The sequence below is a fragment of the Desulfovibrio desulfopostgatei genome (assembly GCF_053570645.1).
Genome location: NZ_JBRBQS010000002.1, coordinates 657,443 through 673,649, shown reverse-complemented (window position 1 = coordinate 673,649; position 16,207 = coordinate 657,443). Strand labels below are relative to the sequence as shown.

The following is a 16,207-nucleotide window of genomic DNA, read 5'->3' as shown; positions in this document are numbered from 1 at the left end:
GTCGGTAATTTTGCGCGCAGCAAACCATTGCGCGCCTGATATCGACAAGCCAAAGGAACCTTTATGCCAGTTGCCACGTTTCCCCTCGGCCCTTTGCAGACCAACAGCTACCTTATCCACAGCGGCACTCAGGCCGTTGCGGTGGACGTGGGCGGCGACCCGGATCCCATGCTGGAGTATCTGGCTACGCACGGTCTGAAACTGGCTGCCATCTGCATTACCCATCGGCACTTCGACCACGTTTACGGCGTGGCGGCCCTGCAGAAGGCCACAGGAGCGCCTGTTTACATCAGTGCCGATGATGACTGCCTTGAAGGAACGGAATCCGCCCAAGGCGGCCTGTGGGGCTTTCCCACTGTGACTCCGTACCAGTCGCAACCCATAGCTCTGGGCAAGACTTCGTTCGGCGGCATGGAATGCGAGGTGCTTGCCACCCCTGGGCACACCCCGGGCGGAGTTTCGCTGTTTTTTCCTACTGAAAAACTTGTTTTTACAGGTGATGCACTTTTTTATCGCTCCATTGGCCGCACGGACTTTCCCGGCGGCGACCACAACGGCCTGCTGCGCTCGGTGACGGAAGTACTTTTCAAACTGCCGGAAGACACAGTGGTGTACCCTGGGCACGGCCCCTCCACCACCATTGGCGATGAAAAAAAGAGCAATCCTTTTTGCGGTGAATTTCAGCTATGAACAACGTGCTTGTGCTCCAGTGCAGTCCTCATGTGGGAGGCGTTTCTGATTCGGTGGCAAACCTTTTTACAAAGGGCATGGCCGAAGCCGGAATTGAAGCGCGCACTGTAGCCTTGCGCGACTATGCATATTCGCCCTGTACGGGGTGCGGCGGCTGCTCCAGGCCGCCGCACAAATGCATTCTGGCCAACCGGCCCCTCCCCGGCCAGAATGATGCCTGCGCCCAGATGGACCAGGCCGAAGAAATTTTTCAGATGATCAACGAAGCACAGCTGGTCATGATTTCTTCCCCCATTTATTTCTATTTTCTGCCCGCGCACTTCAAGGCGCTCATCGACAGAACCCAGCGTTTCTGGATGCTGCAGGGAGGTGAAGACCGCGTTCCCCTGCCGCTTTCCCGCGCAAAGCCCGTGCTTGTAGCCATGACCGCAGGGCGGCGGCGCGGCAATCTGCTGTTTTCAGGCTCTCTGCTTTCGCTCAAATACTTTCTGGCCCCCCTTGGGGCTGCCGTTCGGGAAACCCGACTGCTACGCGGGCTTGAATCAATCAAGGATCTGCACGAACGCCCTGCTGTAATGGCCGCCCTGCACGCCTGGGGGCACGACTGGGGCCACAGGCTCGCCACAAAAAATGCCAGCTATGAACTGACCCAGCCCCTGCCCGATGATGCGGACAAACCATAGACCACGCCATTTTGTACCCTATTGCTCACCCCATGCCAGATGACAAACCCCAGCCGCACCCACCGGCTCGTTGCGGCTGGCTGGGTTCTGCGCTGGCCCACATGCAAAACGCTTTGGGGCTGAACCAAGACCGCTGTTTGCACTGTCTGCGTCCCTTTTCCCCTGCGTTTGCGGCGCACGCCCATGCCACGACAGCGCCGGGATCCCTCCTTTGCCCCCAATGCAGGACTCAGCTTGTCCCATACGCCGGGCCCAGATGCCCGCGCTGCGGAATTCCGCCTTCTGATCCACAGGCTGGCAACAGCATCTGCGGCGCATGCCTTCAAAATCCCCCGCCGTGGAGCGGAGCTGCTTTCTACGGTCTCTATCAGGGAGCCCTGCGGCACACCCTGCTTCGGTTCAAGTTTGACGGGCATCTGTACCTTGCCCCCCTGCTGGGAAATTTTCTGCTTGAATCCGTAGCCTGCCTGCCCCGTCCGGATGTCATAGTGGCAGTGCCGCAGCATGCCGCCCATTTGCGCCGCCGAGGATACAATCAGGCCCACGAACTGGCGCGTGCCCTGCATGGCCTGTCAGGCCTGCCTTTGTCTTCAAGGCTGCTTTCCCGCCCTGTGCCCGGTCAGGAGCAGGCGCACCTTGGGGCAAAAGACCGGCGCAGCAACGTGCGTCACAGTTTTGCCGCCTCGCCCGAGGCCAGGGGGCTGCGCGTATGGATTGTGGATGACGTTATGACCACGGGCAGCACCATGAACGCCGCAGCCAGCGCCCTGCTCGCAAGTGGAGCCACGCGGGTGGATGCGGTCTTTGCGGCCAGAACGCCGCTCAACACAGCCGCCGAAGCCTCGGATATGCCAAGCCATGCGGGGTGAGTGTGCACGCAGCACATGACAAGCTCATGCTCTTGGGCTATACACAGGTCACATACACTAGCGCCCCGCCCTCTACGTGCGGAAACAGAGCCAATCCCTCTGCATATCGCAGGCTTGGGCGCACAGGAGATTTCATGCCCAGCGCACACCGTTCCTGTCATCTGGGGTTATTTGAACATAAAAGTGCAGTTGTCGCCGCGTGTTGGGCTGTTTTGTCCTTCCTTTTTTTTGCGCCATTCGCGCAGGCGCAGGTGACCCTGCTGGTGCCCAGCCAGCCCAGCATTGAAGCACCCACCCCCCGCCCCAAGCAGGACGCCCCCGCCAAACGCGAGGATAAAAAAGACGAAAAACGCCAGCAGGACGCCAAAACAGCATCCGGCAAGGCAGAACAACCCGCTGATGCCTCAGGCAAACAGCAGGAACAAGCCCCCGCTGCGCCCACGGCCGAAGGCAAACCCGCTTCTGAAGGCAAACCCGCGCCCAACGGCGAGGCCGCCCCGGCAGACGCCCCGGCCAAACCGGAACAGGCTGCCGCCGCACCAGCACCCGCTGACACGCAGATAGATGAAGAAGTAGACGTGCTTATCACCATGATGCGCCCCTTCCAGTACGAAGGGTTGGTCATGGACATGCCGCAGATGTTTGCGGTGCTGCGTTACGACAGCACCACACCGGTAAAAGACGGCGTGGCGCAGCCCGAACGGCGCGACCTGCTAGGCGACATGGAAGAAATCCGCTACCTGAACCAGAAGGCATGGGGGGCCAACGTTGCCCTGACCAAACCCGGCCTATACCAGTTCATCATTGAAGGCCGCCCCTGGTGGGATGCCGCGCACGGACGCTTTTTGCAGCATTACGTCAAAACAACCCTGCCTGTGTACGGCGTTGAACGCGGCTGGAGCCTGCCTGTGGGCCAGCGTTTTGAAATCGTACCGCTTTCCCGCCCATTTGGCCTTACTGCGCCTGCCATGTTTTCCGGCGTGGTGCTTATGGATGGCAAACCTCTTGCCGCCGCTTCTGTACGCATGGCGCGCATAAATACCGAAAAGCGCCCCGTGCCGACCTCATGGCATGAGGATATCGCCGCGCGCACCAACAACAAGGGGGAATTCTCCTTTGTGTTGAACCAGCCCGGCTGGTGGTGTTGTATGGCCAGCATTCCCGGCGATCCGCTCAAGGGGCCTGACGGACAGCCCAAGCCCCTGCAACTGGGGACGCTGTTCTGGTTGTATGTGGACAGTATTTCCAGCGAGGCGCGGAAGCGCTAGCTTGTTGAAAATTGGGAGCCCCCGGTTACGGTGAAGCGTGACCGGGGACTTTTGCGTTTCATGCCTGCGCGGAGCGTGGTCTCGCCTCCCTTGCGTGTTTTATGCCGCCCTTTGGGCTTGTTATTCCGCCCTCCGGCGGAGTTTGGGACGCCTGCGCGGCGTGCGATTTCGCCCAAGCTTCGCGAAGTGAATTCTTCTTGCTGCCCTTCGGGCACTGGATTCCACCCTCCGGCGGTGCTTGGGACGCCTGTGCGGCGCGCAGCAAGGCGGGGCCGGTTATGGGGCTACGCCCCCTTCTCGGCCCCCCTTGCATCCCCCCCGAAGCACCCCCAAGAGGGTTTTCAGGTTCCATAAAACGACGAGGGCAACGCGGCATCTGCTGCGGGAGCTTCCCTCACTCTCTGCGCTCGCTCGGGTGATCTCCCTCCGCGCCGCGTAAATGCCAGAGTCCGCTTTCACCTCGGCCAAAGTTCGCTTCAGCCAAACACCACAGGTTTAGTTGCTCGTTTAGGGCGTGACCTTGCACTCTTTCCCCGTAACTTCTGACTTTTCAACCACCACCAAGCCCGGACTACTCACGAAAGCAAACAAAAACTTGCACCACCTCGACAAGGTGAGTGCGATAAGGGCAAGTTCCGTTCAGACATGACCAGAAGGGAAATTTTCAAGTCAGATAAAAAAATTCACCATCAAAAGGTGGTCGTGGAGTCGCCTTCCTTATACTCGCCGGAGCAACGCGGAGGCGATGGTTGGTGTTGGGCGAATTTGCAAAATACGCGTTTTGCGGCCTGAAAAGGAAGCGCCGGAATTTTGAGCGCAGCGTACTCAAGTACGTGAGCATCAAAATCCCGGCGCTGACGCATTCAGGGCGCAAAAGTCGGGTTTGCGTAAATCAGCCTGACAGGCTCACCCACACCACAAAAACCTCTCCCCCAGCTTCTGCCTTTTCTTCCTCTGCCTCGTCACCGTTGCGGCGCTATTTCCCGTCCCCCAGCTTTGACAGCAACGTCTTGCGATTAATCCCCAAACGCCGCGCAGCCTCGCTCTTGTTGCCACCCACCTGCGCCAAAGTATCCATAACCGCCAGACGCTCAATCTCCTCAAGCGTCATATTGGCAAAATCCAGCCGCGACGCAGCCGGGGCCTCCGCCTCCTGCCCGCCAATGGTAGGGGGCAACTCGCGCTCACTGATATACTCGCCCACCAGCAGCACCACAGCCCGTTCCACGGCGTTTTCCAGTTCACGCACGTTGCCGGGCCAGTTGTGCTTCAGCAGGCGATCCATTGCGCCAGGCGTAAATCCCTTGACGGTCTTGCCATTGCGCTCGGCAAAAAGCTTCATAAAGTGCATGGCAAGCAGGGGGATGTCCTCACCGCGCTCGCGCAAAGGCGGCAACTGCAAGGCTACCACGTTAAGCCGGTAATACAGATCCTGCCGGAAGCGCCCTTCTTCCACCTCGCGTGCCAGATCCTTGTTGGTGGCCGCCAGAATGCGCACATCCACGCGCACGGTCTGATCGCCGCCCACGCGCTGCAACTCGCGCTCCTGAATGACGCGCAGCAGCTTTACCTGCATAGAAAGCGGAATTTCGCCAATCTCGTCCAGAAAAATCGTGCCCTTATCCGCTGCCAGAAACCGCCCCTCGCGGCGCTTTTCCGCCCCTGTGAACGCGCCTTTTTCGTGGCCGAAAAGCTCCGATTCAAGCAGGGTTTCCGTCAGGGCCGCGCAGTTCACGGCCACATAGGGGCCAGAGCGGCGGTTGCTGTTGGCGTGGATGAGCTTGGCCACCACTTCCTTGCCGGTGCCGGATTCGCCCGTCACAAGCACCGTGGCCTCAGAGGGAGCAATAGCCGAAACAAGATCCAGCACCTGCCGCATGGCCTGGCTCTGCCCTATGACGTTGCGGGCATCCAGACCTGCCGCCAGCTCGTGGCGCAGAGTCCGCACCTCATGCCGCAGGCTGGCATGATCCAGGGCGCGCTCAAGGGCAAGCTTGAGCGCGTCAAAGGCCAAAGGCTTGGTGAGGTAGTCGTATGCCCCGGCCTTGAGCGCCTCCACGGCGCTGGAAACATCCGAGTAGGCCGTCATGATCAGAATGGGAATGGCGGGATTGTAGGCCTTGACGGCCCGCGTGGCTTCTATGCCGCTCATGCCCCCCATGCGCACGTCCATGAGAATGAGGTCAAAAGGACGTTCACGGCACAGCTCCAGGGCTTCCTCGCCGCTGGAGGCCCCGGTGGGCGCGTAGCCCCACTCTTCAAGCAGGGCGCGCAGCATTTCGCGGTGATTGTGGTCGTCATCCACCACCAGCAGTTGCATGGCGGGATTTGCAGTCATAACACTATCCTTGAACTGATCGGTAGCGGTTTCGCCTGCGCTACGGGCAGGTCGCAACGGTGCGAAATGGCCTTAGTTTTTGTCGTTTACAGGCAGGGTGAGCGTAAATTCCGCCCCATGCCCCGGCGCGTTGCCAACGCTGACGCGCCCGCCGTGCCCCTCGGCAATCTGATAGACAATGGCAAGCCCGAGGCCGGTTCCCGATGATTTGGTGGTAAAATAGGGCGTAAAGATGGAGGCCTGAATCTCTGCCGGGATGCCCGGCCCCGTGTCGGCCACGGTGATGCTGAACATGCCATCGGGCAGCGCGCGCGTACTCACGCGCAGGGTGCCGCCGTGATCCATGGCCTGAACCGCGTTGAGAAAAAGATTCAGCAGAGCCTGAGTGAGCCGCTCCGTGCTGATGCGCACCAGCGGGAAGCCCGGTTCCATTTCAAAAACCACGGTAATGTTCTTGGCCTTGAGGTCGGCCTCGGCAAGCCGCAGCGCCCGCCCGATGACCTCGCCCAAGTCAGCCTGCACTGTTTCAAACGAACCGGGGCGCGCAAACTCCAGCAGTTCGGAAACCACGCGGTCCAGGCGTTCCACTTCGTCAATCATGCGCTGGGCGGCTTCTTCCTCGCGACCCCCCAGGGGCATGCGCTTGGCAATGTACAGGGCAACGCCCTTGATGGTGCTCAGGGGGTTGCGGATTTCGTGCGCCACACCCGCCGCCAGATGCCCAAGGGCCGCCAGCCGGTCATTGCGCTGGGCGTCAGCCTGAAGGCGCTTCATTTCCGTAATGTCGCGCAACACAAATACGTTGCCCAAAAAAGCGCCGTCCTCATTGCGCATGGCCGCGCCGCCAAGGCTGACGGAGAGAGGTTTGATCCCCGGCACGGCGAGCGTTGTTTCCTGCTCCAGAATGCGCGCCCCTCCAGCCAACCTGGCCACCAAGGCTTCCCACTCCAGACCGGGCAGACTGCGCAGCCGCCGTGCCCGTGCAGTCCTGCCGGGCTTGCTGGCATCACCCTGCGAGGCCTCCGTGCCAGAAGGAAATATCTCTGAACGCTGTTTGCCGAACATGGTCAAAGCCGCATCGTTGATCATGGCAATGCGCCCGTCCGGGTCGCTGATCACAAGACCAAGGGGAAGGTTTGCCACGACTTCTGCGGCCATGACCTGCTGATCGCGCACAATACGCCGCCAGCGACGGTTGTTGTGCATCCAGAACAGGGACACAAAACCAGCCAGCCCCAAGGCGGCAGCCAGTGCGGCAGAAAGCAGGTTATTGCGCGCGTCCTGCGCCAGAGCATCCTCAAAGGGGCGCGCGTCAAAGCCCACCAGAGCCACGCCCACCACCTGCCGGGGGGCCTCAGGACCGGGACGGCCACCAAACCCTCCTCGTGCGGGAGGGGGCGGCGGCGGATTGTCAAACACATCATTGGGGTCAGGCCCGTCAATATCAGGGGAACGCCCCAGCATGCGGCCCATCATGCCCATGCCGTGGGAGCCGTGCCCGCCGCCCATATGCTGCTGCCCGCCCATGTGCTGTTGCCCATGTGAACGACTCAGGGGCGCAAACACACGAAAAACCTCAAAAACTTCTCTTCCATCCACATTGCGCACCCGCCACATGGGCCGGTCTGAAACATCTGCAAGGGGTGGGATATCCTGAGGCTGCACCAGCATGGGAGTGGGGGAAAATTCCGGTGCGACGTCATCCGGGACGCCGGGAATCGGCGAGCCGTCGCCGCTCTGGGCAAGTATGGCCCCGCTCATATCGGTAACAGCCATATAGAGAATGCCGGGTTGGCGGGCCGTTTCGCTGAGCAGCGGCCGCAGGCCCAGCACCGTGCCGGGGCTGAGGCGCAGGCCCGTGCGAGTTCCGGCTTCCAGCGCCCAGATGAGCGCCTCGGCCCTGTCCGTAAGGTTGTGCACCATAAAGGCCCGTTCGCGCTGGTTGCTGCGCACGGAAAGCCCCACCAGTGTCAGGCCGAGAATAAGGGCTGCCCCAAGCAGCATCCAGGGTGAAAGGCCCATACGCGACAAGCGCTGGGAGAGAGATGGGCGAAAACGGATCATGAGTGTTTCCTCAACGGCGCAGTATCATAAGTATGTATTTTTTACTCACCGCGCAAGCCCCCTGGTAAAAATTGGATAGCTGGCCAGCCAACTGAGTAAAAAATGGACAACATCAATCCAACCAGAGAAGCCTGGGGATTTATCAATTTAATTTAACATAACAAATTTATATGGTTACAAGATTTTACTCATCTTGGCACGGCCTTTGCCTATACAGCATCAAACGGCGCTGAAATACGCAGCACCAATCAGAATACAAATAACAAACTGACGGCGCAACGTCACATTGAGGATACTGATATGTATGGCTGCGATATAGGAAGCGTAATGGGATGGGGAAATGGCATGACGCACCTCATAATCATGATACTGATTATTTCCCTGGCGGTCGCTTTCATCAGCAGAATGTTCCCGTTACAGCGAAAAAACATGGATTATACAGATTCCATGGCGATTCTCAAAAGACGGCTGGCCTCTGGTGAAATCACTCTTGAAGAATACGAAAAACTGAAAAAATCCATCTGAGCGGACTTGCCCTGAGCAGGCCGAGATAAAGGAGAATATTCATGAACTCTATCAAACTTACCCTTGTTTTCGCTTCCCTGGCGCTGGTGCTGGCTTTTGCGGTAAACGCCTCTGCCGCCAACACGGCAGATAGCCAGATCAGCTCCTCATGGTGCGGCAACGGTCAATCCGGCTCGCACGGCCCCCACGGTCACGGTCATGGCTACGGGCGATAAGCTTTCCGTCAGCCAGATCAAATAATCACCTAACCAACACGCAACTACCATCAAACTAAAAGGAAATACTACAATGAAGACCTCCAAGATCGTTACCAGCGGCGCGGCCCTTACCCTTGCCATCTTCCTCGGCCTTTCGGGCGTTGCTTCCGCCCAGAACGGCGACGGCCGGGGTCCCGCAGGCATGGGTCCCGGCACAGGCATGGGCATGGGTATGGGCCCCGGCATGGGTTATGGCATGGGCCCTGGCATGGGATTGTCCAGCGAACAGATGGAAACCATGCAGCAGATCCACCAGAGCTTTGTTGAAAAAACACAGCCCACCATGCAGCAGCACTTTGCCAAGATGGCTGAACTGAACAACCTTGCCGCCGCTGGCGCCAAGCCCGACGACGCCCGCGTCAAGGCCGCCCAGAAGGATCTGCGCGAAATCGACGCCAAGCTGTACAGCGCCAAGGCCGAAATGCTCAAGCAGATGTCTGACAAGGGCATTCCCTTCATGGCTGGTCACGGCATGGGCCGGGGCATGGGGCACCGCATGGGCGGACACGGCATGGGACATGGCATGATGGGCAACGGCATGATGGGCCCCGGTAACTGCCCCGGCATGGCTGGCATGCCTGGCGCAACCAATGCCACTGGCAATGCCGTGCAGTCCGGCGCTACCGGCAACAAGTAACCTGCTACAAGCGCACCGCACAGCCCAGTCAAGGGCAACGAGCCTCCATAAAGCAAGCCTCCGGAACCTTATGATTCCGGAGGCTTGCGCATTTACGCAGCACCAAGGAGCACCCTGACCGCCATGCGCAAAAAAGCCGCCCGCTCATGGGAGCAGACGGCCTGATCACAAGCAAAAACCGCCATGAAACCCTGATTTCACGGCGGTTTTTCTGTCCGGGCGGCTATGCGGTATAGTCGCCCCTGTTGAACTTGATTTTTTCTGTCGTTGTCATCACGTCAAGCTCGTTGACCAGAGAATCAAGCCCAGCATTCTGGCCTCGTACAGAGGCCGTGCTGTTCTTGAGGGCGGAAACCTGCCCGTCTATCCCCTGCAACAGGGAATAGGCTTCGCGCAAGGAACCATTCTGGCCCGAAGAGCCCAGGGCGTTAACGTACGAATCCCACATGTCCAGCGTGCCGGAAGCCTGAGAGAAGGCGCTCTGGATAACGTCTTCGTCCACATCTACCGATTCGGACTGGGTGGAGCCAAGCAGCATCTGACTGATCATGGATGCTTGCGAGGTCTGCCCCGCCGCCGCTGTGGGGAACGCAGAAGATGCAACGGCATTTTCAAGGCCCATCTGTTCGCTCAAAGCCGCCTCAAAGCCGCCCTGCGCCGTCTGCGCTCGGGTTGCGCCCGGGGTCTGGCTCTGCTGGCGTAACAGCGCCTCAAGTTGATCGTTGGTAACTTTCATGTCGCCTCCAGGGTTGGCGTACTGCCGTTGCAGAAAAAATGCAAAAATCCTGCCACAAAGGCTTACTTCCATAACAGGCTGATTTTTCACAGGCTGGCAGAAGCAATGGGGAAAAAATTTCCCTGCCCCTTGGCGGCGTTAGGCGAAATGTCTTGTCTATTGTGCCGAAAAAAACTACCATTTATTACAGATGAAGGCAAAGGATAAAGGCTGCGACCCCAAACCAAACCCCTCTTGGTCGGCCATATTCAGCCAGCCCGTTAATCAATCTGCCTACCGGGGGGAACAGGAGTTTGCCATGAAGGATATCAAGAAGATTCTTTGCGCGGTAGACCTTTCCGAACACAGCAAGGAAGTTGCCGAATACGCGGTGCTCCTTGCCAAGGGGCTCAATGCGAGCGTGCTTGTTGTATACACTGCCCCCTCGCTGAGTCAGTACGTGGGCTTTCATGTGCCACCCAATACCATTGAGAATTTTGTCGGCGAAATTGTGACCGGCGCTGAAAAGTCCATGGAATCGTTTGTGGCCGAAAATTTCGTGGGTGTTGAAGCCAAGGGACAGGTGCTCATCGGCTATGCCGCCGAAGAAATCCTCAACCGCGCCCGTGAAGAAAAGGCCGACCTTATCGTTATGGGCACTCATGGCCGCAAGGGCATTGACCGCATTCTTTTCGGCTCCGTGGCGGAAAAGGTGGTCAAGAACGCCGACATGCCCGTGCTGACCGTGCGCCCCACGGAAGCAGGCGAATAACTCTGGCGGATCTGGCCCTTCCTGCAGGCACGCAGGCAGTTGCGCCAGTACCAGAGCCATAAAGAAAGACAAGCTTTCCAACTTTTTCAGCCAGCAAGCTGTCGCATTGCGATGGTTTGCTGGCTGAAACATACTGACAAGCGCCGCAAAACGCCTTGCGCCCATGCGCAGCCATGAATCTTCGCCCTTGAGGGCGATACCGGTGGAGTAACCATGTCCGAGATCAGTGTGCGCCAGGAAATTATGGCCCTCAAGGCCTATGTTCCCGGCCTTTCCATTGCCGAAATCCAGGATAAGTACAACCTGCCCCAGGTTATCAAGATGGCCAGCAACGAAAACCCGCTGGGCATGCCCCCTCTGGCCCGCGAAGCTGTGGAACGCCACGCGTCCGGGGCCTTCCGGTATCCGCAGGGCGGCAATCCGCGGCTGGCAAAGGCGCTGGGCCAGCGACACGGCGTTGACGAGCACCGCGTGGTTGTGGGCAATGGTTCGGACGAAATCATTGACCTGCTTATCCGTATTCTGGCGATACCCGGCGCGCACAACATTGTGTGCTTCAACCCCTGTTTCAGCATTTACCCCATTCAGGGGCGTATTTGCGGCGTAGAAATCCGGCGGCAGCCTCTTGAGGAAGACTTTTCCTTCAATTTTGCCGCCCTGCTGGAACTGGTGGACGCCAGCACGCGCATTGTTTTTGTGACCACGCCCGACAATCCCTCGGGCTTTTGCCCCCCGCGTGCTGCCGTGGAGGCCCTTGCGCGCGATCTGGCGCAGAAGGCCCCCGACTGCCTGCTGGTGGTGGACGAAGCCTACGTGGATTTTGCCGAGGATGAAAAAGCCGCATCCCTGCTGGCGAGCGGCATCATGCCCCATAACACGGCCTTCATGCGTACGTTTTCCAAAAGCTTCGGGCTTGCGGGCATGCGGGTGGGCTACGGTATTTTGCCTGACCATCTGGCGGATTTTGTCTGGCGCGCGCGCCTGCCCTTCTCTGTCAACATTCTGGCAGAAGAAGCGGCTCTGGCGGCACTGGCCGATGATACTTTTTACAACGCCACGCAGGGTGCCGTGCGCACAGGCCGTAAAGAACTGTTTACGGGCCTGACCGCTCTGGGCTGCAAGGTGTGGCCAAGCGAAGCGAACTTTTTGATGTTCGGCATGCCCGAGGGCGCGCCCACCGCTGCCGAATGCTTTGAAACCCTGCTCGCGCGCGGCATCATCATCCGCCCGCTCAAGAGCTACAGTTTGCCGGATCTGCTGCGCGTCAGCATTGGCAACCAGCAGGAAAACCTCGCATTCCTTTCCGCCATGGCAGATATTATTGCCCGCAAAGGGGAAAAGGCATGAGTGCGCGGCTTCCTGTGGTGACGCTTGACGGCCCGGCAGGTGTGGGCAAAACCACGCTGGCCCGGCGTGTGGCCGAAGGGCTTGGCCTTTCCTACCTTGATACCGGGGCCATGTTCCGCTGTATGGCACTCAAGCTGGGCGCCGGGGCGGAAACATTGCCGGAAGAAGAACTGCGCACCCGCTGCGCGGAGTGGACGTTCACCCTTTCGGGTCTTGGACAGCAGTCCACCCTGTTCTGCAACGGCGTGGCCGTGCGGGGCGAGGTACGCACCGAGGCCGTGGGCATGCTGGCGGCCCGCATAGCCACCGTGCCTGTGGTGCGTGAAATCCTGCGCGCCACCCAGCGCGCCATTGGCGAACAGTACCCGCTGGTGGCAGAAGGGCGCGACATGGGAACCGTGGTTTTTCCCGATGCGCGCTTCAAGTTTTTTCTGGATGCAGCGCCCGAGGTACGCGCCTCGCGCCGTCTGCACGACCTTGAATCCAGCGGGCAGAAGGCGGACCTCGCCACCCTGACCGAACAGATCCGCCAGCGCGACGCCCTTGACCGCAACCGTGCCGTGGCCCCACTGCGCCCCGCGCAGGATTCGCTGATTGTGGACACGTCCCACCTTGACATTGAAGGGGTGCTTGGCGTCATCCTGCACCACATCAACGTGCATGGCGGTACGCAGAGCCTTCGCTCCGCCTGACGCACATAGTATAATCCGCACACAAATTCGCACCCTTAAAGGCCGAACCGTTTCATGGTTCGGCCTTCTTTTGTTCCCCCTTGGCTGCCCGAAAAACACAGCGGCAAGAATTGCCCAACCAGGAAAATCCTGCCTGTGCGGCCCCCCTGAGCGCCAAGGCTTTGGCGCTTTAAGCGGTGCCAAGCCGCCCCCCTGGCGTATATTTTGCACAAACAGCAAATCACCACACTGTATTTATTGCACTCTTTTACTATTGGCACGTTCAGTGCATATAAAAAAGCAAGTCAGCGGCGCATAAAGCGCCCGACCACAAACCAGCCTCAGTTGGGGAGGATACCATGAGCAATCAACTGGATTACGAAATCAATAAGGAATTGGGCGAGTGCTACCTTTTCATGGGTGACTTTGACAAGGCCGAGGAATACTACCGCAAGGCCGCAGGCAGCAACTCCCAGAGCGCGGCCCCCTTCCTGGGGCTGGCCACCGTGGCCGTGCAGCGCTCTGATCTGGACAAGGCTCTGATTCTGTACCAGAAGGCCGCTTCTGTGGAAGAAACCGACAAGGCGCTGTGCGGCATTGGCCTTGTGTACATGGAAAAGGGCGACCACCAGCAGGCCTTTGACTACTTTGCAGCCGCCCTGAAGAAATCCAGGGAAAACATTGTGGCTCTCAACTGCCTGGTGCGCGAATCTTATCAGCTTGGCTGCGTTGAAAACGCGCTGCCCTACCTGGAAGACACCCTGAGCTCCGGCGTGGAAGCCGAAGCCGTTCGCGTCACTCTGGCTGGCTGCATGATCTACCTTGGCCGCGCCGAAGAAGCCCGGCAGCACCTTGAAGCGGTGTTGGGCGCCAACCCCACCAATATCAATGCCAAGGAACTTTTTGACACCATGGCTGCCTAGTCAGCCTGTACATACTCCCCTCCCCACATGATTTTCCGGCCCCTGGCGGGTGTCGGGGGCCGGAAAATCATTCCCTGAGGGAAGCCACGCGCCGCTGCCGCTATTGATCCGTTCTCCGGATCGGGCACGGCGGCACGGAGCGCCGGAAAAACCCCTGATGTACGTCAGGGGTTTTTGTGTTTGGGCGGCTCATTCCGCCCGCAAGTGGCTATATGGGCAGCGGAAGTTGCCGCTGTTCAGAGTTTGGCCCGAATTTCGTCGTAGCTTTCCCGCAGCTTCATAACCTGCGGGTCGTTAAGAACCTGTGCCCCGTCGCGCGCCACAGCGCACATGAACAGCAGGGCCTCCTCCGCATCAGACATACTGTTGCAGACAATATCGTAATATTCCGTCTTGTTGGACGGATCAATCTTTCTGGCGCTCTCCGCCGCCTGACGGAAAGTCTTGATAAACACCTCGCAGCGTTCGTGCCGAAACACTCTGCGGCCAAAAACCTGCAACAGGGGCGTTTCCGCCTGCACGCCCGCGAGCACGCCTTCCACCTCGCGCGCAAGGGCAGCCCCGGCCTCGGAGCTGCGGGCATTTAAAGCGGGTACATCGCACAGGCATTCACGCACAACCAGCCGCACGTCTGCTATGCTGAAACGGTGCTCGCGCGATTTTTTAAATTCGTCCATGAGCAGCAGAAACATGCGCTCACGGTGATAAAGTTGCGCAGCCTTTTTCTGCTTTTGCAGTTCCTTGCGCTGCTCGCGCATTTCATCGTTCTGCATTTTTATGGAAACAATGATGCCCGCAAACGCAAGCCCTGAAAACAGAGTGTTAAGCACCCCGAAGGAATCGCCAAATGTGCCGGACTTGCTGAAATCTTCCACTGACAAGTATAGACACAGGGCTGATGCGGCCCAGATGACGATCACAAGCAAGGCCGCTTTCCAGAACAGCGCCCATGTCACCCTGTCAGGAGAAGCCTCCGCGGCTGCGTGGGTGTGCGGGCCACCAGAAGCGGATGACATACCCGTATTCAAGAAGCTTCCGTTTTCAGCATCCTTAGCGCGCGGTGAGCGTGCCGCCATACAGTGTTCCTCCATTGCTTGCGCGGCGCAAAATCTGCCGCCTGGGCAGCATAACCTTTCAACGTTGCCCCCGCAAACAAGGCGTGCGGCAATGCCCCGGAGGCCCGTTGCAGGCTGTTGACGCGCCATGTTGCAGCAGATATGAGATTTGACGCTCTGTTCAACTTCTTCCGGCCTGCCAGGCATTTGTTCTTGCGACCGCCCGATGGATTTTCCATGCAGATACCAATTCCCGTCAGCACCGTGGGCCTGCTGTTTTGCTCCAATCTTTTCATGACGTTTGCCTGGTACGGACACCTGCGCTACAGGAGTACAGCCCTGCCGCTGGTTATCATCACGAGCTGGGCCATCGCTTTTTTTGAATATGTTTTGCAAGTGCCCGCCAACAGGATAGGCTACGGATATTTTTCGGCGGCAGAACTGAAAACCATTCAGGAAGTCATCTCCCTGACTGTTTTCATGGGCTTTTCCGCTTTTTGGCTGCACGAGCCTTTGCGTTGGAACCACCTTGTGGGTTTTGCGCTCATTGTGCTGGCAGCATGGATTATCTTCAAGGAATGGTAGACAACGTGTTGGATTTCAGCCTGGTTACATACACCGTTGGCATAGCCGCGGCATTCGGGGGCGGATTTATTGACTCCATCGCTGGCGGCGGCGGGCTTATTACCATGCCCGCCCTGCTGCTTTCCGGCGTACCGCCGCATCAGTCTTTGGGCGTCAACAAGGTCAGCGCCTGCCTTGGCACAACGGTTGCGCTTGGCAACTTTGCCCGCAGCAATCTGGTATTGTGGCGGGTGGCCCTGGCGGGCATCATTTTCTCGCTGGTTGGTTCGTGGGCAGGGTCACGGCTTGCCCTGCTGCTGGACGCGGCTGTTCTTGGCAAAGTGCTGGTGGCATTGCTGCCCATAGGCATGTGCGCAACCCTGCTGCCCAAGAAAGAACGCAAGCAGACGCCACTGCCGCACTCCGGCCCCCGCTTCTGGATTCCCGTGGCCTTTGTATGCCTTCTCATTGGCGGCTATGACGGATTTTTCGGCCCAGGCACCGGGAGTTTTCTTATCCTGGCCTTTCACTGGATTCTGCGCATGGGGTTGATGGAAGCCTCCGCAACCTCCAAGGTGCTCAACCTTGCCTCAAACTTTGCCGGAGCCGTGGTTTTCATCGTCAACGGCGTGGTGGTGTGGAGTCTGGCCCTGCCAATGGCCGCGGCCTGCTGCCTGGGCAACTGGATGGGAAGCCGCCTGGCTATTCGCGTAGGGCCTGCGGCTGTACGCCGCTTTTTGACCATTTCGCTCAGCCTCCTGCTGCTGACCCTTGTATGGCAGTATTTTCTGGCTCCGAGCACGCACTAGTAAACCAACAGATCTACAGT

17 protein-coding genes are annotated in these 16,207 nt (G+C 58.9%); 13 read left to right on the top strand and 4 right to left on the bottom strand.

All coding sequences use genetic code 11. The features are described from left to right. Window positions 1-63 precede the first annotated feature (63 nt). The 4 genes from ACUZ9Q_RS02970 (at window position 64) to ACUZ9Q_RS02955 (ending at window position 3,510) form a co-directional block, all read left to right on the top strand. Window positions 64-690 (top strand): MBL fold metallo-hydrolase, encoded by a 627-nt coding sequence (locus ACUZ9Q_RS02970; protein WP_192112481.1) that lies wholly within the window; start codon window positions 64-66, stop codon window positions 688-690. Beyond that, entirely contained in the window at window positions 687-1,373 is a 687-nt protein-coding gene (locus ACUZ9Q_RS02965; RefSeq protein ID WP_192112480.1) for a flavodoxin family protein, read from the top strand. The genes ACUZ9Q_RS02970 and ACUZ9Q_RS02965 overlap by 4 nt, the downstream gene beginning before the upstream one ends. Window positions 1,374-1,861: 488 nt before the next feature. Then, window positions 1,862-2,242, top strand: a complete 381-nt coding sequence (locus ACUZ9Q_RS02960; RefSeq protein ID WP_233483789.1) for a ComF family protein — start codon at window positions 1,862-1,864, stop codon at window positions 2,240-2,242. A gap of 134 nt (window positions 2,243-2,376) precedes the next feature. After that, entirely contained in the window at window positions 2,377-3,510 is a 1,134-nt protein-coding gene (locus ACUZ9Q_RS02955; RefSeq protein ID WP_449247296.1) for a DUF4198 domain-containing protein, read from the top strand. Between the two features lie 976 nt (window positions 3,511-4,486). On the opposite strand, the gene ACUZ9Q_RS02950 is transcribed toward ACUZ9Q_RS02955, so the two are convergent. Together ACUZ9Q_RS02950 and ACUZ9Q_RS02945 are read right to left on the bottom strand one after the other, a co-directional pair. Beyond that, the gene (locus ACUZ9Q_RS02950; protein WP_192112476.1) at window positions 4,487-5,848 is read right to left on the bottom strand and encodes a sigma-54-dependent transcriptional regulator; all 1,362 of its coding nucleotides are present in this window, start codon (window positions 5,846-5,848) and stop codon (window positions 4,487-4,489) included. A 72-nt stretch (window positions 5,849-5,920) separates the two neighbouring features. After that, window positions 5,921-7,912, bottom strand: coding sequence for a two-component system sensor histidine kinase NtrB (locus ACUZ9Q_RS02945; RefSeq protein ID WP_449247295.1), 1,992 nt, complete (start codon window positions 7,910-7,912; stop codon window positions 5,921-5,923). Window positions 7,913-8,341: 429 nt separating this feature from the next. Between ACUZ9Q_RS02945 and ACUZ9Q_RS02940 the strand changes: the two genes are divergently transcribed. From ACUZ9Q_RS02940 to ACUZ9Q_RS02930, 3 genes are all read left to right on the top strand, one after another. Then, on the top strand, window positions 8,342-8,437 hold the full coding sequence (locus tag ACUZ9Q_RS02940; RefSeq protein WP_159060426.1) for an SHOCT domain-containing protein: 96 nt from the start codon (window positions 8,342-8,344) through the stop codon (window positions 8,435-8,437). Between the two features lie 41 nt (window positions 8,438-8,478). Next, the gene (locus ACUZ9Q_RS02935; RefSeq protein ID WP_227119370.1) at window positions 8,479-8,652 is read left to right on the top strand and encodes a hypothetical protein; all 174 of its coding nucleotides are present in this window, start codon (window positions 8,479-8,481) and stop codon (window positions 8,650-8,652) included. Between the two features lie 73 nt (window positions 8,653-8,725). Next, entirely contained in the window at window positions 8,726-9,331 is a 606-nt protein-coding gene (locus ACUZ9Q_RS02930; protein ID WP_449247294.1) for a periplasmic heavy metal sensor, read from the top strand. Window positions 9,332-9,554: 223 nt separating this feature from the next. Here the strand turns inward: ACUZ9Q_RS02930 and ACUZ9Q_RS02925 are convergent, their stop codons facing one another. Next, window positions 9,555-10,067 (bottom strand): hypothetical protein, encoded by a 513-nt coding sequence (locus ACUZ9Q_RS02925; protein WP_192112472.1) that lies wholly within the window; start codon window positions 10,065-10,067, stop codon window positions 9,555-9,557. 298 nt (window positions 10,068-10,365) lie between these two features. On the opposite strand from ACUZ9Q_RS02925, the gene ACUZ9Q_RS02920 reads away from it, so the two are divergent. The 4 genes from ACUZ9Q_RS02920 (at window position 10,366) to ACUZ9Q_RS02905 (ending at window position 13,759) form a co-directional block, all read left to right on the top strand. Continuing rightward, complete coding sequence (locus ACUZ9Q_RS02920) at window positions 10,366-10,818, top strand: universal stress protein (protein ID WP_022658008.1); 453 nt, start codon at window positions 10,366-10,368, stop codon at window positions 10,816-10,818. Window positions 10,819-11,031: 213 nt separating this feature from the next. Further along, the gene (gene hisC / locus ACUZ9Q_RS02915) at window positions 11,032-12,165 is read left to right on the top strand and encodes a histidinol-phosphate transaminase (RefSeq protein ID WP_449247293.1); all 1,134 of its coding nucleotides are present in this window, start codon (window positions 11,032-11,034) and stop codon (window positions 12,163-12,165) included. After that, window positions 12,162-12,857 carry a (d)CMP kinase gene (cmk, locus tag ACUZ9Q_RS02910; protein ID WP_022658006.1) on the top strand — a complete coding sequence of 232 codons (696 nt, stop codon included), beginning with the start codon at window positions 12,162-12,164 and terminating at the stop codon, window positions 12,855-12,857. The genes hisC and cmk overlap by 4 nt, the downstream gene beginning before the upstream one ends. A gap of 338 nt (window positions 12,858-13,195) precedes the next feature. Continuing rightward, window positions 13,196-13,759 (top strand): tetratricopeptide repeat protein, encoded by a 564-nt coding sequence (locus ACUZ9Q_RS02905; protein WP_192112470.1) that lies wholly within the window; start codon window positions 13,196-13,198, stop codon window positions 13,757-13,759. Between the two features lie 236 nt (window positions 13,760-13,995). On the opposite strand, the gene ACUZ9Q_RS02900 is transcribed toward ACUZ9Q_RS02905, so the two are convergent. Further along, on the bottom strand, window positions 13,996-14,787 hold the full coding sequence (locus ACUZ9Q_RS02900; RefSeq protein WP_192112469.1) for a hypothetical protein: 792 nt from the start codon (window positions 14,785-14,787) through the stop codon (window positions 13,996-13,998). Window positions 14,788-15,051: 264 nt separating this feature from the next. Here ACUZ9Q_RS02900 and ACUZ9Q_RS02895 point away from each other — a divergent pair, with 264 nt between their 5' ends. Continuing rightward, window positions 15,052-15,399, top strand: a complete 348-nt coding sequence (locus tag ACUZ9Q_RS02895) for a DMT family protein (RefSeq protein ID WP_022658003.1) — start codon at window positions 15,052-15,054, stop codon at window positions 15,397-15,399. Further along, window positions 15,375-16,187, top strand: a complete 813-nt coding sequence (locus ACUZ9Q_RS02890) for a sulfite exporter TauE/SafE family protein (RefSeq protein ID WP_449247292.1) — start codon at window positions 15,375-15,377, stop codon at window positions 16,185-16,187. The genes ACUZ9Q_RS02895 and ACUZ9Q_RS02890 overlap by 25 nt, the downstream gene beginning before the upstream one ends. Window positions 16,188-16,207 lie beyond the last annotated feature (20 nt).

What these genes read in the sequence shown, in the direction of transcription:
- ACUZ9Q_RS02970 (WP_192112481.1), top strand. Translation starts at nt 64, where the DNA reads ATGCCAGTTGCCACGTTTCCCCTCGGCCCTTTGCAGACCAACAGCTAC.
- ACUZ9Q_RS02965 (WP_192112480.1), top strand. Translation starts at nt 687, where the DNA reads ATGAACAACGTGCTTGTGCTCCAGTGCAGTCCTCATGTGGGAGGCGTT.
- ACUZ9Q_RS02955 (WP_449247296.1), top strand. Translation starts at nt 2,377, where the DNA reads ATGCCCAGCGCACACCGTTCCTGTCATCTGGGGTTATTTGAACATAAA.
- ACUZ9Q_RS02950 (WP_192112476.1), bottom strand. Translation starts at nt 5,848, where the DNA reads ATGACTGCAAATCCCGCCATGCAACTGCTGGTGGTGGATGACGACCAC.
- ACUZ9Q_RS02945 (WP_449247295.1), bottom strand. Translation starts at nt 7,912, where the DNA reads ATGATCCGTTTTCGCCCATCTCTCTCCCAGCGCTTGTCGCGTATGGGC.
- ACUZ9Q_RS02940 (WP_159060426.1), top strand. Translation starts at nt 8,342, where the DNA reads ATGGATTATACAGATTCCATGGCGATTCTCAAAAGACGGCTGGCCTCT.
- ACUZ9Q_RS02935 (WP_227119370.1), top strand. Translation starts at nt 8,479, where the DNA reads ATGAACTCTATCAAACTTACCCTTGTTTTCGCTTCCCTGGCGCTGGTG.
- ACUZ9Q_RS02930 (WP_449247294.1), top strand. Translation starts at nt 8,726, where the DNA reads ATGAAGACCTCCAAGATCGTTACCAGCGGCGCGGCCCTTACCCTTGCC.
- ACUZ9Q_RS02925 (WP_192112472.1), bottom strand. Translation starts at nt 10,067, where the DNA reads ATGAAAGTTACCAACGATCAACTTGAGGCGCTGTTACGCCAGCAGAGC.
- ACUZ9Q_RS02920 (WP_022658008.1), top strand. Translation starts at nt 10,366, where the DNA reads ATGAAGGATATCAAGAAGATTCTTTGCGCGGTAGACCTTTCCGAACAC.
- hisC (WP_449247293.1), top strand. Translation starts at nt 11,032, where the DNA reads ATGTCCGAGATCAGTGTGCGCCAGGAAATTATGGCCCTCAAGGCCTAT.
- cmk (WP_022658006.1), top strand. Translation starts at nt 12,162, where the DNA reads ATGAGTGCGCGGCTTCCTGTGGTGACGCTTGACGGCCCGGCAGGTGTG.
- ACUZ9Q_RS02905 (WP_192112470.1), top strand. Translation starts at nt 13,196, where the DNA reads ATGAGCAATCAACTGGATTACGAAATCAATAAGGAATTGGGCGAGTGC.
- ACUZ9Q_RS02895 (WP_022658003.1), top strand. Translation starts at nt 15,052, where the DNA reads ATGCAGATACCAATTCCCGTCAGCACCGTGGGCCTGCTGTTTTGCTCC.
- ACUZ9Q_RS02890 (WP_449247292.1), top strand. Translation starts at nt 15,375, where the DNA reads ATGGATTATCTTCAAGGAATGGTAGACAACGTGTTGGATTTCAGCCTG.